At 64.0% G+C, this 15,194-nt stretch carries 13 protein-coding genes; 4 read left to right on the top strand and 9 right to left on the bottom strand.

The features are described 5' to 3' along the window. Positions 1 to 32: 32 nt before the first annotated feature. The 3 genes from AB1402_02670 to AB1402_02660 all read right to left on the bottom strand — a co-directional run bounded on the left by AB1402_02670 (position 33) and on the right by AB1402_02660 (position 3,888). Positions 33 to 911, bottom strand: coding sequence for an aminotransferase class IV (locus AB1402_02670; GenBank protein MEW6540506.1), 879 nt, complete (start codon positions 909 to 911; stop codon positions 33 to 35). Between the two features lie 77 nt (positions 912 to 988). Further along, entirely contained in the window at positions 989 to 2,533 is a 1,545-nt protein-coding gene (gene pabB / locus AB1402_02665; protein ID MEW6540505.1) for an aminodeoxychorismate synthase component I, read from the bottom strand. Positions 2,534 to 2,724: 191 nt separating this feature from the next. Continuing rightward, positions 2,725 to 3,888, bottom strand: a complete 1,164-nt coding sequence (locus AB1402_02660) for an MFS transporter (GenBank protein MEW6540504.1) — start codon at positions 3,886 to 3,888, stop codon at positions 2,725 to 2,727. Between the two features lie 336 nt (positions 3,889 to 4,224). On the opposite strand from AB1402_02660, the gene mnmA reads away from it, so the two are divergent. After that, the gene (mnmA, locus tag AB1402_02655; protein MEW6540503.1) at positions 4,225 to 5,247 is read left to right on the top strand and encodes a tRNA 2-thiouridine(34) synthase MnmA; all 1,023 of its coding nucleotides are present in this window, start codon (positions 4,225 to 4,227) and stop codon (positions 5,245 to 5,247) included. Here mnmA and AB1402_02650 read toward each other — a convergent pair. The 4 genes from AB1402_02650 to sigI all read right to left on the bottom strand — a co-directional run bounded on the left by AB1402_02650 (position 5,228) and on the right by sigI (position 9,397). After that, positions 5,228 to 6,343 carry a hypothetical protein gene (locus AB1402_02650; GenBank protein ID MEW6540502.1) on the bottom strand — a complete coding sequence of 372 codons (1,116 nt, stop codon included), beginning with the start codon at positions 6,341 to 6,343 and terminating at the stop codon, positions 5,228 to 5,230. The two genes, mnmA and AB1402_02650, sit on opposite strands and share 20 nt — an antisense overlap. Positions 6,344 to 6,558: 215 nt before the next feature. Next, positions 6,559 to 7,479 (bottom strand): stalk domain-containing protein, encoded by a 921-nt coding sequence (locus tag AB1402_02645; GenBank protein MEW6540501.1) that lies wholly within the window; start codon positions 7,477 to 7,479, stop codon positions 6,559 to 6,561. Between the two features lie 48 nt (positions 7,480 to 7,527). After that, a complete protein-coding gene (locus AB1402_02640) occupies positions 7,528 to 8,697 on the bottom strand; it encodes an anti-sigma factor domain-containing protein (protein MEW6540500.1) in 1,170 nt (389 codons plus the stop codon). After that, positions 8,687 to 9,397, bottom strand: a complete 711-nt coding sequence (sigI, locus tag AB1402_02635; protein ID MEW6540499.1) for an RNA polymerase sigma factor SigI — start codon at positions 9,395 to 9,397, stop codon at positions 8,687 to 8,689. The genes AB1402_02640 and sigI overlap by 11 nt, the downstream gene beginning before the upstream one ends. Before the next feature lie 132 nt (positions 9,398 to 9,529). On the opposite strand from sigI, the gene AB1402_02630 reads away from it, so the two are divergent. Both AB1402_02630 and AB1402_02625 read left to right on the top strand, forming a co-directional pair. Beyond that, positions 9,530 to 9,712, top strand: a complete 183-nt coding sequence (locus AB1402_02630) for a hypothetical protein (protein ID MEW6540498.1) — start codon at positions 9,530 to 9,532, stop codon at positions 9,710 to 9,712. Positions 9,713 to 9,747: 35 nt separating this feature from the next. After that, the gene (locus AB1402_02625; GenBank protein ID MEW6540497.1) at positions 9,748 to 10,668 is read left to right on the top strand and encodes a 4Fe-4S binding protein; all 921 of its coding nucleotides are present in this window, start codon (positions 9,748 to 9,750) and stop codon (positions 10,666 to 10,668) included. A 52-nt stretch (positions 10,669 to 10,720) separates the two neighbouring features. Here AB1402_02625 and AB1402_02620 read toward each other — a convergent pair whose 3' ends face one another. Beyond that, complete coding sequence (locus tag AB1402_02620; protein MEW6540496.1) at positions 10,721 to 10,912, bottom strand: 4Fe-4S binding protein; 192 nt, start codon at positions 10,910 to 10,912, stop codon at positions 10,721 to 10,723. A gap of 312 nt (positions 10,913 to 11,224) precedes the next feature. Next, entirely contained in the window at positions 11,225 to 12,400 is a 1,176-nt protein-coding gene (locus tag AB1402_02615; protein ID MEW6540495.1) for a VanW family protein, read from the bottom strand. 211 nt (positions 12,401 to 12,611) lie between these two features. Between AB1402_02615 and adhE the strand changes: the two genes are divergently transcribed. Next, positions 12,612 to 15,188: a bifunctional acetaldehyde-CoA/alcohol dehydrogenase gene (adhE, locus tag AB1402_02610; protein ID MEW6540494.1), complete on the top strand. Its 2,577-nt coding sequence runs from the start codon at positions 12,612 to 12,614 to the stop codon at positions 15,186 to 15,188. The last annotated feature ends 6 nt before the right edge of the window (positions 15,189 to 15,194 follow it).

Here is a 15,194-nt window from a genome sequence, read left to right as displayed (position 1 = left end):
TATTGTATCACGTCCGGTCCGGAGCGACACAATCAGCATTCCTTCGTCAACAGCGCCCGGTAAGCCTGCCGGAGCAGAACCGTCCGGGGGCCGGGAACAGCTGCGCCGAGCGGCACCCCGTCCAGCGCCGCCAAGGGGATCAAACCCCCCACCGTGTTGGTCAGGAAAACCTCGTCGGCGGAGAGCATATCTTGCGCCCGCACCGGCGCTTCGCGGAACTCCAGGCCCAATCCCCCGGCCAATTCTTTAATGATTCCCCGGGTCAGACCCGGCAGCAGCCCGTCCGACAACGGAGGCGTTTGCAGCACACGGCCCCGGACCACGAAAAGGTTCGTGACCGTGCCCTCGGTGTAAACACCCCGTTCGTTGATCAGGAGCGCCTCGTCGTACCCCGCGGCTAATGCTTCCCGCCGGGCCAGGGTATGGCCGGCCCGCGAAACCGTTTTGACCGACAGAAGCGGGTCCCCCGAAAAAACAGGCCGGGGGCAGGTGCCGGCGGTCCAGAACACCGGTTGTTCCATCTCCGGGGACAAGGGAAAGGCGGTGACCACCACGGTCGGCGTACCCACGGCCGGTGCATCGGCGGCCGGTACACCCGCGGCCGGTCCGGTACCGGGAGCACTTTCCGGGCCAGCGGTCACCGTCAGGCGCAACCGTGCGGCGGTCAGGCCGTTCGCCTGCAGGGTGAGCGCCACCGCCCGGCTCAGAGCGGCATGTTCCGGAACGCCGTTTAAGCCCAGCCGCCGGCAGCCGCCGGTCAGGCGCTCGAGGTGCGCCTCCAGCCGGAACACCTTTCCCCGGAAAGACCGCATCGTCTCAAACACCCCGTAACCCAAGAGAAACCCGGCATCAAACGGGGAAACCGCGGCTTCGGCCGCCGGCACCAGGCGGCCGTTAACCCAAAGCAGCACCGGCCTCATCCTCCTGAATCTGGTCGCCCCTCATAAAAACCAAGATAACTGCCGAAGACCAGACTGCGCCGCACCACTTATAAACATCCACGGTATTTCGGGCTTCCCAGGGCCGCGAACAACGCCCGTGCTTTGTCCAACGTCTCCCGGTACTCGGCCTCCGGCTCCGAATCGGCCACGATGCCGCCGCCGGCGTGAAACCACGCCCGCCCGCCGCGGAGTACTATGGTCCGAATCGCGATGTTTAAGTCCAGACGGCCGTCGAAGCTGAAGTAACCGGCGGCACCGGTATACACGCCCCGGGGCACCGGTTCCAGTTCCTCGATGATTTCCATGGCGCGGATTTTGGGCGCGCCGGTGATCGAACCGCCCGGAAAGGTCGCCCGCAGGAGAGCGGCGACGCCGGTCCCCGGCCGGAGCCGGGCCTCCACCGTGGACACCAGGTGCCAGACCGTCGGGAAAGGCTCCAGGACCAGCATTTCCGGAACCCGGACCGAGGCCGGTTCGGCCACGCGGCTCAAGTCGTTGCGCTCGAGGTCCACGATCATTATGTGCTCGGCCCGGTCCTTCCCGCTGGCCAGGAGTTCACGGGCCAAACGAGCGTCGGCCTCCGGCGAGGGGCCGCGCGGGCGGGTGCCTTTGATCGGGCGGGTGTGCACGACGCCGGTCAGGGGATCCAAGTGCAGGAAACGCTCCGGGGACGCGCTGACCACGGAGAAGTCCGCGCCTTCAATCAAGGCGGAAAACGGCGCCGGGTTTTGGCGGCGGAGCCTCCTGAACAGGGCGTGGGCCGACCCCGGCCAGGGCACCGAAAACCGCTGGGCCAGGTTTACCTGGTAGACGTCCCCGGCCCAAATGTGGTCCTTGACCCGGCGCACCGCCTCCAGGTAGGCGGCCCGGTCAAAGCTCGAACTTACGGGCCCGGGCGGCCACAGCCGGCCCGCTGACCCGCTGACCCGACCCGCTGACCCGCTGACCCATGTACCACGAGCAGATACCCCCGGGTCTCCCGAGCAGATACCCCCGGGCACCCCGAGCCGGTGCCCCGGCTCCGGCGGGGCGCAAGCCGCCCTTTCGGCGGCCGCCGCCACCACTTCCCGCAGCAAGCGCATCCTGGACGCCGCCCGTTCGGCCCGGGCACTTCCGGCGGCCGGCAGCCCGGTGGAGGTCAGATAGAGAAGTCCTTCCCGGCGGTCCAATGCCAGCACGGCGTCGTAAAAGCCAACCCGGAGCACGGGCAAATCCAAGTCGTCGGGACGGCCGGGCCGCGGCTCCACGAAAACCCGGAGGCCGTACGCCAAAAACCCGATTCCGCCCGCGGGCAGGGGCGTGGGTCCGGCACCGGCCGGCAGGGCGTATGCCTCCAGAAGGTCTTGGAGGGTGTCCAGAGGGTCCGCCTTGAACTCCCGGTTACAGCCGCCGGAAACCCGGCAGCAACCGTCCAACCGGCACTCCAACACGGCAAAGGGATCAAATGCGGCAAAACACCACCGGCCGGAAGGGTACAAGCCGCCCGCCCGCGGTTCCATCCCGCTGTCCAGGATCGCCAGACCCGGCCGGTTTCCCAGGACGGTGTAGAGCGCTTCCGGATCGCCGGGCCAGGGCCGGGTCTCGATCAGCATCCCAGAATGGCCCCCTTGGAAAAAAACAGGCTCACGGTCCCCGTCACACGGCACCAGGCCAGCGGGATGAGTGTATCTGGCTAGGATTCGCGTTTCAAAACTCACAAATACTGAGCATCGCCTTCTTCCTTATATTGTAACCGCTCCTTACCATAGACTCAACGTCAAATCCTCTACGTCCGGCGCTTATCCTAACGGATTTGGGGCCGGGGCCCCCGGTCCAAGGTGGCGATCAGAACCGCGAATACCAACAACAGCGCGCCGGCGGTTGAAAAGGCGAACCCAAAGCCGAGCAGGGCGACCACACTCCCGAAGGCAAAAGAGCCCGCCATAATCCCCGCGTCGATCCCGTTTTCAAATAGACCCAGGGAAGCCGCGCGCAGCTTGCGTCCGGCCGCGTCCACCACCCAGGCGACCAGCAGGGTGAGGGAGGCCGAGTAGCCGGCGCCGGCCACCGCGGCGCTGACCACCATTGCCGTTCCCGGTGCCGGCAGGCCGAGACAGAGAATGCCCGTGCCGAAAAGGACCAGCGACGGCACCAGCACTTTGCGCCGGCCGAAGGCATCCGACAGGCGCCCGGCAACCACCCCGGCAACCAGACCGCTGAAGGCAAAAACAGTGAAATAAAGGCCGAAATTCTCGATTCCCACGCGTACCGCGTACAGCGGGAGAAACGTGAGCAAAACACCGTAGGCCAAGCCGCAGGCGGAGGTCGCCCAGATCAAAAGACGCAGGGAGCGGGAAGCAAGAGCAGCCTGAAACCCGTGCGGGGCCGGAGTCCCCACACGGGCGCGCACCGGTTCCCGAACGGCCGAAAGCGGCACCATTCCGGCAAGCCCCAGTATGGAGATCAGTCCAAACAAGGTCTGAAAACCGTAGTGCTCGACAATCAGGACCGCCACCGGCGGCCCCGTGATCAGAGCGGTGAGGATGATCAAGCGCTGCAGGCCCAGGACGGTCCCGCGCCGTGCCACCGGGCTCAAGTCGGCGATTAGGGTGTTCGCGGCCAGCGGGTAGAGCGCCAGGCCCAGGGCTTGAATCAGACGAACAAGCAGCAAATAGGCCGTAGATGAACCAGCCAGCAGAATAAAGAGCGGCGCGGTCACCAGGGCCAGGCCGCTCACCAGCAGGGAAAGCCGGCGGCCGTACCGGTCCACCCAGGACGCGAACAGGAACCGGAAAAGCACCGCCGCCCCGGCCAAAAGGGTATTGTACCAGGCCGCCGTCCAGTCGCCGCCTCCCAGTTCGAGCACGTACAGGGGCATAATAATGAAAGCCAGATGCAGGTTCACAAAAACCATAAAAGACCCGGCGAATAACAGCATCAAGCCCTGGTCCAGCCAAATCGACCGCAAGGTGGACGCGCCCCCGCTTTTCTTTTCATTATTGATCCTGCGCCGGATTTAATGCGAAACACCGCCGGCGAAAAAGGTGAAAAAGGGTCGAGTAGGAGCGGGCCTCTTCTGCCCAGGGAAAAGGGTCCAGGCCCCTAACACTTTTTTGTGCTACCGGAGGATCTTCCGGTCTGTTATTCTACAATTGCCGGCAAATTCCTGGAGCGGCCCGTTCCTATCCGGCCTTGAACGTGGAATACTGAAATACTGCTCCTGCCGTAGCGTGCGCCATCAACTTGCCGGCGTCCGGCCTTGAACGTGGAATACTGAAATGAGGAGGGTGTAAACTTGGCCACCGTGGCGGTTGCGCTGAGCGGGGGCGTGGATAGTTCAACCACCGCCCTTTTGATGAAAGAGGCCGGCCACCGGGTGTTCACCCTGACGATGGCCACGAACAACCGGGTGGTAGCGGAGGCGGCCCGGGTATCCGCTTTTCTGGGCCTGCCCCACCACGTGCCGGACTTCAGTGAGCTCTTTGAACAACGGGTGATTGGTCCGTTCTGCGCCGCCTACCTGGAGGGGCGCACCCCCAACCCGTGCGTCGCCTGCAACCGGAACTTGAAATACGGGGCGCTTTTCCGTCAAGCGGTCGAATGGGGCGCCGATTATTTCGCCACCGGGCACTACGCCCGGGTGCGTTTTGAACCCGAACCGGGCCGGTATGTCCTGCTGCGCGCCCGCGACCCCCGTAAGGACCAGAGCTATGTCCTGTTTCACCTGGACCAGGAGCGGTTGTCCCGCCTGCTCCTGCCCTTGGGGGAATTGACCAAGGAAATGGTGCGGCAAAAAGCGCAGACGGCCGGTATCCCCTTCGCGGCGGCCGAAAGCCAGGAGATTTGTTTTGTTCCGGGAGACGACTACCGGGCGTTCATCCGCAAGCGGTGCGGGCGGCCGGTTACCGAGGGGCCTTTCATGGACCGGCACGGAAACATCCTCGGACGGCACCAAGGCATACCGTTTTACACCATCGGCCAGCGCCGGGGTCTGGGGCTGGCCCTGGGCAAGCCGGTGTTCGTGCTCGGTTTCGACCGGAAACAAAATGCGGTGATCGTCGGTCCGGAGGAGGAACTGTGGCGCACCGATCTCCTGGCGGTGGAAGTGAACTATATCGTGCAACAGCCCGACGACGGCACCCCCATCGAAGTCCAGATCCGCTACCGGACCAAGGCCGCCCCCGCCCGCCTCTACCCTGAACCGCCTGACGCCGCTCGGATCCGTTTTGAAAAGCCCCAGCGGGCGATCTCCCCGGGACAAGCCGCCGTCTTCTACCAGGGAGAACGGGTGGTCGGCGGGGGCATCATCAGTTGCGCCGCAGGGTGAACCGCACCCGGTCTTTTTCGTAAGCGATGTCGGTCAGGGTCATGAACCGGAACCGGTCACCCATTGAGAACGCCCCCTGGTCTCCAGCCATGAAGGCGAGCGTTGAGGCGTCGATCTCCAGATCGTCAATGGTCACGGTTTGGGCGCGGAACACCACCGCCTCTCCGCCGGAGACGGGAACCAGGTGCCCGAAGACCCGAAACTCGGGCCGTCCCTGGGCGTCCAGGCTGGTCGCCGTGATTCCGCGGTGGTCGATGTCGATCCGGAGGCCGGCCCCAGCGTCCTCGGCCGCGTTGGCCAGGGCCCGGTTGATGGTCCGGGAACCGACCTCGATCAACATGTTGCGTCCTTGAAAGTAGATCCGGTCCGGCTGCACGTCCCGGGCTAGGATGATGTTCAACTGTCCCAGCAGGTTGTTCAGCGGGGCGAGCGACTCCTGCCACCGCCGTTCCAGACCCGACAACCGGTCCGCCATTTCGTGCGAACGGCCGCGGATGTCGGCCAGCAGCCCCGACCTGCGGTTTTGCACCCGCTGGAGTTCGGCGAGGCGTTCCGTTATTCTGCTGCGGGCGGTCTTTACTTCGGTTTCGAGAAACGCGAGTTGGTGCAAACGTTCCTTGATGGCGGCGCTCTGGGTGCGTACCTCGTTCAACAGCATGCCCTCGCGTTCAACCAGCAGAACGGCAAACTCCAGGCGCCACAGGAAATCGGCCAAGCTTTCCGCCTGCAGCAGCGAAGCAAACACCGGCAGGCGGCCTTCCTCGTACAGGTAACGCAACCACCGCCCCAACCGCTCGTGTGTTTTCGCCAGGCGGGTTCGGGCCTCGGCCAAGCTATGCTCCGCCAGCGCCCGGGATGCGGCCAGCTCCGCCAGCCGCTCTTCGGAGCGGACCCGGTCTTCCTGCAGCCCCATCAATTGCAGATTGAGCGTGAGCAGTTCGGCGGCAAGCTCACGTTCAAGTGTCTGGAGCTCGCCCGGGCTCAGATGCTCCAGGTCCGGGACCGCCGCCGCCGGCACATCGCGGAAAACGCCGGCCATTAAAAAGGCCGACAGCACCAGACCACAAAGCAGGGTACAGCAGGGTTTACGCCACATCGCAATACGCACTCCCGGTTGTGAAAAACCAGCCTAAAGAATCCGGTTTTATTATTATTATTGGCTGTCTGTAAAAAAAACCCTTTAAAAGCCGAAGACCTCGGGCAAGACGCGGTCGCGCTGAAAATGTCCGTTGGAGTAAACTTCCTGTAAAAAGCCGGGAGCCCCTGCGGGGCTCCCTTAAGGCGGTTTTTTAGGCAGATCCCATCAACTGGTTAACGGGTTTTCAGGATCACCATGTTGGGCAGGTAGTCGACGTTAACACCAAGTTCCTCGGCGATGAAGCGCAGCGGAACCAGGACCCGGCCGTTCGCGATAGCCGGCGCGACTTCCAGCAGGGACTCGTGGACCACACCATCGAAGATCACATCGGTGCTGCCCACTTGAAGGATGACTTCCCTGCCGTCCAACTCAAAAGTGACCTGCTGGTTTTCCGCATCCCAGGCAAACGTGCTGCCCAGAGTCTCACCCGGTTTCCGGAGCGGCACCATCGTCCGTCCCTTGAGAACCGCTGGAGGCACGTCGAAGTTCACTTCCCCGCCGTTCATGAACACCCGGAACGCCTTATCGCCCTTCGCCTTGAGCAGGCGATGCAGATGGGTGTAACCGTTCAGGTCCCCGGGAGCATAACGGAGGGCTTTCCGGAAGAAAAACTCGGCGCGCTCGTACTCCCGGAGCTGTTCCAGGAGTTCGGCTATATCCTGAATCAACGCAGTCCGGGCAGCGTCATCGAGATCAGGGTCTTTGAGTTCCTCCAACATATCCAGCAGATCATTGATTAAGTCAATGAACTCCTGCCGGGCTACCGGGTCTGAGTCGATCTTCTTCAACTGTCCCGGGGGCAGTTTAGCCACTATCTCAAGCTCATCGAGCAGGCCTTGCCCACCGCGGGCGGCGATTAAATCAGTCAGCACCTGCCGGGCCTCCTCGCTCGCCCCGTTCCGGACCACGTTCTGATACGCATTCAAGAGTCCCCCGAGGCTCGGGTGGCCGTCAAGCTTCTTCGCGAGCCCGGGAGGTGTCCGGGGGGGACCCCCCGCGTTGTTTTTGTCCTCGTCGGCAAAGGCCGGCCCGCCAAAGCATCCGATTGCGAACAGGCAGGCCAAGAGTACCGCCAGTAGTCTTTTTAGTTTCACTTTCTTGCTTACCTCCTTACAATTCACCCTCAACTAGAAATCAACAAGCTACCGTCCTGTATTTTGTGTGCCACCACCCCTTTCCTTATCAACACGGATCGTTCTTGTTTGCGCCCTATCACTTTTGTCCGTTCCGCTTCCCGGAAAATCCTCCCGGAAAGACGGTCCTTTCCCCCCTGGCTCGGTCTGCAGTTCCGGCGGCGTTCCGACTTCTTCTTCCGCGACGGCGTTCGCAGGCGCGGGATCGTCTTGATCCCCGCCCGTTGAGCTCTGGGGCGGATCTGCCGGTACCGCCGGCACGCCGTGTTTCCCGCCCGGTTGTGCGGACGGCTTACCGGGGAAGGCCTTTGGGTCTTCAACCCGCCGGCCGTGACCGGGCGGAGTCTCCGGTGCCTGTGAACCGGGATCGACGGGCGTCTCTTCCCCGGACCTCCCCACCCGTCCCTGCATGGTGGCCAGGGCGGCCACGGCCATCCCGAAGTCCCGGCCTTCCAGGTTCAGGGCCTCCCGCAGCTTCCCGGCCCGTACGGTGTCCGTATCCAATGCAATCCCTCCTTCGAGGGCCTTTTGCCAAATCACGTAATGTGCCGGGGATAAGGCCGCATGCCGGGCCCGCTCCCGGGACTCAATGGAACAGTTGAGGATGTAGACTCCGGTCTGGCCGCCGGCGTCCTCCAGTTTGGCCTGGATAACGGCAAACAGTTCGGCCTGCAAAGCAGACCGGCCTTCCTCACCGCTAAAGGTGGTGGTTACGACCAGGTGCCTGACCTCCGGTCCCCGGCCCAGGTAACCGTGTTCCTGGCAGGCCCGGACCACGGCCGCCACGGCCTCGGCCGCCGGGAGCCCGACGAGGTCGAGTTTCTGCACCAGACCGACACCGTCGGTGTTGAGGGCTTCCACCCCGATCACCGTCAGAGAACGGTCAAGGGCCAGCTCGATCCCGGGATTGACCTCCACCCCGACGTATGCGTAAACCGCCGGTCCGGGGGTGAAACGGGGCATGGCCAGAAATGCCGCCAGGAACAGGACCATAAAGGAAGCAGCGAGGGCCAGCAGCCGGGTCGGTCGGCGGTATCGAACCAGGTCCGCCGCAGTGAACGGGACCTCCTGCCCGGTTTGAATCCCGGGCCGTTTCCTGATTTCCACAAACTCAAAGTCCGCGGTCAAAATTACTGCCGAGCGGGATTTCACCCGGCAGACCACTCCCCTACCAGCCACTTTCAGCACCACCTTCCGCGCCTCGGACATACTCCCGCAGGAGGGGAAAGTCCCCACCCAAGACCACGTACACTCCTATAATGTATCTTCGGTGCCGTTGGATCGTTTTAGGGTTAAGGACCAGCTGCCGGAGCAGAAGAGTGAAGGGCAGTTTTTTCTTCCGCTCGAGGCTGGCCCGCAGCTCTGGATCTTCCAGGACGCGGCGGGCGATGCCGATCGCCATCCGCCGTGAATCCCGGTGCCTGGGCGTCTCCCGGACCAGGTCCTCCAGCGTGATCCCGAACTCGCCCAGTCGCGTGGCGAATCGCTCAATCTCCTCGCGGACGCCGTCCTCCGGAAGGGTGAAATCAGATTCCACCGTCTCTTCGGGCGGCTCCGCCTGGGGTAACTCGGGGGAGAAACGGCGGGAAACCCGGTAGTGATCGACCAGGCGCCGGTTGATCACCTGCCGGGCAAAACCGTGAAAAGAGGCGCCCCTGCCGGCGTCATACCCGTCAACCGCTTCGTTGAACGCCAGGAGCGCTATGCTGTACTCGTCCATATCCCTGATCCCGCCCCGGCGCGGGACGACTTTGGCCACACAACCGGCAATGAAGGACTCGCTGGCGGCAATCAATTCCTCACGCGCATTCCGGTCACCTTTCTGTGCCCGTTTCAACAGGGCGGCTACATCTTCTTCAGCTTCCCTCCGGCGCGGCATCCAACCGCCCCCTCACCCCGAAGACTCCATGATTCGTACGAATACACTCTAGAACTATTATCGGTGCGCTTCGCATCTCGATCAAGGTTTTCGGCCGGCGGTAGGTTAGAATATGGACAGGGGTGGTTTTAAGTGGATGACTCATTGCAACAATTGCGCCGGGTACCCCTATTCGCCCGGCTGGAGCCCGGGGACCTGGAGAAAATCGCGGCCCAGATGCACGAACGGCGCTTCGGCAAGGGTCGAATCATCTTCACGGAAGGAGAACCGACCTGTGACCGGCATCACAGCGGGCGGCCCCTTTCCGGGATATGATGTCCATAAAAGAAGCTGGAGAGGAGGACCATCTCGTGACGCAGAGAATCAGACGCAAGGTCATCAGCATCGATGAGGAAAAGTGCACCGGCTGCGGCCTGTGTGTCCCCGACTGCCCCGAAGGCGCCCTGCAGGTGATCGACGGCAAGGCCCGCCTGATCAGCGAACCTCTTTGTGACGGCCTGGGTGCCTGTCTGGGCGGCTGCCCCGAAGGGGCCATCACCATCGTGGAAAAGGAGGCGGTGCCGTACGATGAAAAGCAGGTAATGGCGAATATCGTCCGGCAGGGCGACAACGTGCTAAAGGCCCACCTAGAACACCTTCGGGACCACGGTCAAACGGACTACCTGCGGGAGGCGCTGGAATTCCTCCGGGAAAAGAACCTTCCGGTGCCCCACTTTATCGGCGCGGTACAGAAACGGGTTGGCGCGCTGGAGTTCCTCCGGGAAAACAACCTTCCGGTTCCCCCCGGGTTTGAGGGGCGCGCTCGGCCCAACGGCTTCGCGGCCTGCCCCTGTTCCGGAAATCTGGGACCCGAGACTGTCCGTGACGAGGCCGCCGGTATCGGGAGCACGTCCTCCCTGCGGAACTGGCCGGTGCAGTTGCACCTGGTGCAACCCGCCGCCCCGCACTTCCGGCAGGCGGACCTGCTGCTGGCGGCGGACTGCGTCGCGTATGCGCTGGGCGATTTTCACCGGAGCCACCTGCCGGGAAAGGCACTGGCCATCGCCTGCCCCAAGCTGGACGCCCGCCAGGACCTCTACCCGGAGAAACTGAAGGCGTTCCTGAACGAAGCCGGGATCCGCAGCCTGACCGTGATGACGATGGAGGTGCCCTGCTGCGCCGGCCTGCTCACGCTGGCGAAAAGCGCCTGGCAGGACGCCGGCGGGGAAATTCCCCTGCGTTCCCTGGTGGTCGGAACCCGCGGCGGCAGTATCCGAGAGACCATCTGGTAAGGCTGAACGCAAAAACAGCCGGACGCCGTGCAGGAAGGCGTCCGGCTTTCGGTTATGCATCCACCAGTTCAATCGACCCGGTGGGACACATGTCCGCGCACGCTTCACATTCCAGGCAAGCTTCCGGATGCACCACCCGAGACACGCCGGTCACCTCAAAGACTTTGGGCTCCGCCGGGCAAACGGCGAAGCAGGTGCCGCAGGCGATACAGGTCGGCTCGTTGACGACCGGATACAACCGCACCGGCCAACCCCCTCTCCCGTGCCGGTCTTCCTGATCGATTCTATTTTGACCGGGAAAGGTTGTCAAACCCGCATATCCAAAGATTGGCCGAATACCCGGCGCTGTACAATAATAAGCTTTCTGAAAAGGGAAACGGGAGGGCGATGGAGTGCTGCGTAAACGTTGGCTCTTGCGCCGCTGCGCCCACTGCGGCGACGGTTGCCTGCCTTCGTCCCGGGCAAGACGTTAAACTGCCCGCCGTCCTTTTCCCGCTCGATTTTGACCGCGTTCACGCCTGAAGGAAGAAAACCTGATTGGTTGCCGCCGGGCTTTTTACCCCCGGAGTCCCCAAAGGGTCACCTGCAGTTGCCGCACGGTACCCCCGGCCTCGATCCGGACCGGGTGGGGAAGCTGGTTACGGAATTTAAAGTCGGCGGCGCCGTAGGAAACGGCGGCGTCCCGGCCCACGGGCACGTATCCCACCGGCTTGGAGTGGGCGTGGCGTTCGATGACGGTCAGGCCGGCATTCAGCACGGCGCCGTACAGCACCGTGGAGGTCCGGCACACCCCCCCGCCCCGCGCCGGGACGTGGCGGTCGCCGCTGATGGCGTAGCCGATCACGAAACCGCGTTCGGCCGACCGGGGCCCGACCGTTTGGTTGTAGGAGAACACCTGCCCGGGCGCGATGGTGATTCCGTTCAGGTAAGCGGCGGCCTGCACCGCGTTGAGCATATTATTGTGGTTTTCACCGCCCGGATTGAAGTTCACCAGGCAGGAACCGATCCGGCGTTCAAGCGGCAGGGTGACCGAATTGAGCCCCGACGCCAGGGCCTCCCGCAGAACGGCGACGGCGCCGGGCGCCACGGTGAGTCCGGATAGTCCGCCCGGGTCCAGTTCCGCCTCCATCAGTGAGATCAACCCTTCCAGCACCTGGTCCGCCCCGGCCGCGGGCAAAAGCCAGGTGCGGCCCGGCAGCACCGGGTTCTCGGGATTCAACTCCTCGGGCGCCACCCCGGGCGCCACCTCGACGGCAACTTCCGGCATCCGGCCGTGGGGGGGTGTAACCGTCGGCCCGGGAGCCGTGGGCGCCGGCGGGCTGTCCGTCACCGCCGTCTCTGCTGAATGGTCCAACAAACCGATGAACCAGAACTGTTCCCCCTGCTCCCCGACCACGACCCGGGTGAAGGCCGCGGACCTGAAAGCCGGTGGCGGGGGGCTCAGGAAACCGGAGAGCAGGGTGTCGGGCACGAAGGTCATCCCGCCCACCGACCGCGCCGGCACCTCCAGAAATTCGCCCCGGCCGTCCACTGCGGCGGTGTCCCGGCCGGGAACCACCCGCAGCACCCGCCCGCTACAGTAAGCCGTAGCCCCTTCACCGTCCCAGCCCACCGTCGTCCCCCGGTACTCAAGGACGGGGCGGAGCGGCACCATTACCGCCGCCCCGGCCGGTCCGGCTCCCGCCACGAACAGGACGATGAACGCCAGAACCGTTGCCGGAAACCACTTCATGTCCAAAGACCTCCGCACCGCTGATCACTGATTGCCCTAAGATATATGGGTATGCGGGTGGACTGTAATTAGAACCAATAATGGTATTTATTGTCAGGCAGGCTTAGAAATAATAAATTACAATGAATTGTCATTTGGAAATGCGGTAGATTTTTGCGGAGGGGAGAAAACTAACTACACTTCGCAAGACTTGACCCCTGGAGGCCGGAAGATGACCGAAGAGCAGACGGCGGTGCAAAAAGAAATCGACAAGCTGGTGTCCGCGGCCCGGAACGCGCTGGAGCAGTTCCGCGGGCTGGACCAGGAGCAGGTGGACGATATCGTCCGGTCCGCCGCCCTGGCCGGATTGGCGCGGCACATGGAACTCGCCCGGATGGCTTTTGAGGAAACCGGCCGGGGGGTGTACGAGGACAAAATCCTAAAAAACCTCTACGCCGTGGAGTACGTCTACGACAGTATCCGGGACCGGAAGACGGCCGGGGTGGTCTACGAGGACCCGGAGACCGGCTACCGGGAAATCGCCGAGCCGGCCGGGGTGATCGCGGCCCTGATCCCACTGACCAACCCCACTTCGACCACTTTATTCAAGGGGCTGATCGCCCTGAAAACCAGAAACCCGGTGGTATTCAGTTTCCACCCCGGAGCCAAGCGTTCCAGCGCCGCCGCCGCCAAGGCCCTGCTGGAAGGCGCCGTGGCCGCGGGCGCCCCGGCCCAATGCCTGCTCTGGATCGAGGACCCGACGGTGGAGGCGGCCCGGGCGCTGATGCGCCACCCCGGGGTGAATCTGATCCTGGCCACCGGGGGGACCGCCATGGTGCGCGCCGCATACAGCGCGGGCATCCCGGCCCTGGGGGTCGGCCCCGGAAACGTGCCATGCTACATTCACCAATCCGCCCGCCTGGAACAGGCGGTGACCGACCTGATCCTGAGCAAGACCTTCGACCACGGGATGATCTGCGCCTCGGAACAGGCGCTGATCGTGGACCGGGCCGTGGCCGGCCGCGTCAAAGAGCTGATGGAGAACGCGGGCTGCCGGTTCCTGGACCCCGAGGAAACCCGGCTCCTGGAGCAGGTAATCACCGCGGGGCGGACCTGCTCCCTAAACCCGCAGGTCGTGGGCAAAAGCCCGGCGGACATCGCCCGCATGGCCGGTTTCGAGGTGCCTGGGGAGACCAAGGTCCTGGTGGCCGCGCAGGAAGGGGTCGGTCCCGACCACCCGCTCTCCCGGGAAAAACTCAGCCCGGTACTGGCCTTCTACGTGGTGGACGATGCCGAGACCGCCATCGAGCGGGCGGCGGAAGTGGTGAAATACGAAGGTCTGGGGCATACGGCGGTCATTCACGCCGCGGACCGGGAGGTGATTGAGAGCTATTCGCGCCGGGTACCCGCCGGGCGGATCGTCTTGAACTCCCCGGCCAGCCAGGGCGCCCTGGGCGAGCTGTACAACATATTAACCCCGTCGCTGACCCTGGGCTGCGGCTATATCGGTCACAACTCCACCACCGACAACGTCAGCGCCGTCCACCTGGTGGACATCAGGCGGGTCGCCCCGCGGCGCGCCGAAACCCAGTGGTTCCGGGTACCGCCGGAGATCTACTTCGAGCCCGGCTCCTTGAGTCACCTGAGCCGCCTTCCGGGTTTGGCCCGGGTGTTCCTGGTCACGGACGCGGTGCTCGCCGAACTGGGTTACGTGGACCGCGTGCGCCGCCACCTGGAGCGCCGGATTGAACCGGTCAAGCTCGAGGTGTTCTCCGCCGTCGAACCGAACCCTTCCCTGGAGACCGTGCGGCGGGGCACCAAGCGCCTGAGCGAATTCGACCCCGACACCGTCATCGCCGTGGGCGGCGGTTCGGTCATCGACGCCGCCAAGGCCATGTGGCTTTTTCACAATTATCCCGAGGTCCGCTTCGAACACCTGAAGCAAAAATTCATGGATATCCGCAAGCGGACTTACCTCCTGCCCGCGCGGCCGCGGAAAAGCCGCCTGGTGGCCGTGCCGACCACCTCCGGGAGCGGCTCCGAGGTCACCGCCTTCGCGGTGATCACCGACCGGGACCGGGACATCAAGTACCCGCTGGCCGACTACGCCATGACCCCCGACGTGGCCATCGTGGACGTCGACTTGGCGATGGGCCAGCCCCCGGGACTGACCGCCGACGCCGGCATGGACGTTTTGGGCCACGCCCTGGAAGCCTATGTCTCGGTGCGGGCGTCCGACTTCACCGACCCGCCGGCCGTCAAGGCCATTGAGTCGGTGTTCCGGTACCTGACCCGGGCTTACCGTAACCCCGGCGACCGCGAGGCCCGGGAGAAAATGCACACCGCCGCCACCCTGGCCGGCATCGCTTTCACCAACGCCTTTCTGGGCGTGAATCACAGCCTGGCGCACAAGCTCGGCAATGAGTTCCACATTCCGCACGGGCGCGCCGTCGCCGTGCTCATGCCTCACGTGATCGAATACAACGCCGAAACGCCCTCCAAGTACGCTCCCTATCCGAACTACGGGCACTACCAGGCCGCGGAGCGCTACCAGGAAATCGCCCGGTACCTGGGACTCCCGGCGTCAACCGCCGAAGAAGGGTCGGCGGCTTTGGCGGAGGCCGTGCGGCGCCTGACTGCGGAACTCGACCTGCCGCTGACCATCGCCGCCTGCGGCGTGCCGCGGGACCGGTTCGAGGACCGGCTGGCGCTGCTGGCCGAAATGGCCTACGAAGACCAGACCACGGTGACCAATCCCCGCCAACCCCTGGTGTCCGAACTGGTTGCCCTCTACCGCCGCGCCTATTGAAAGACC

The organism is Bacillota bacterium, assembly GCA_040757205.1.
Lineage (GTDB): Bacteria > Bacillota > Desulfotomaculia > Desulfotomaculales > Desulforudaceae > Desulforudis.
The sequence above is the reverse complement of the archived record's forward strand: the minus strand, read 5'-3'. Positions and strand labels throughout refer to the sequence as shown.

Coding starts and splice junctions, on each gene's coding strand:
- pabB (MEW6540505.1), bottom strand. CDS start 2,533: ATGCTGATCGAGACCCGGCCCTGGCCCGGCGATCCGGAAGCGCTCTAC.
- AB1402_02650 (MEW6540502.1), bottom strand. CDS start 6,343: ATGTGGCGTAAACCCTGCTGTACCCTGCTTTGTGGTCTGGTGCTGTCG.
- sigI (MEW6540499.1), bottom strand. CDS start 9,397: ATGCCGCGCCGGAGGGAAGCTGAAGAAGATGTAGCCGCCCTGTTGAAA.
- AB1402_02615 (MEW6540495.1), bottom strand. CDS start 12,400: ATGAAGTGGTTTCCGGCAACGGTTCTGGCGTTCATCGTCCTGTTCGTG.
- adhE (MEW6540494.1), top strand. CDS start 12,612: ATGACCGAAGAGCAGACGGCGGTGCAAAAAGAAATCGACAAGCTGGTG.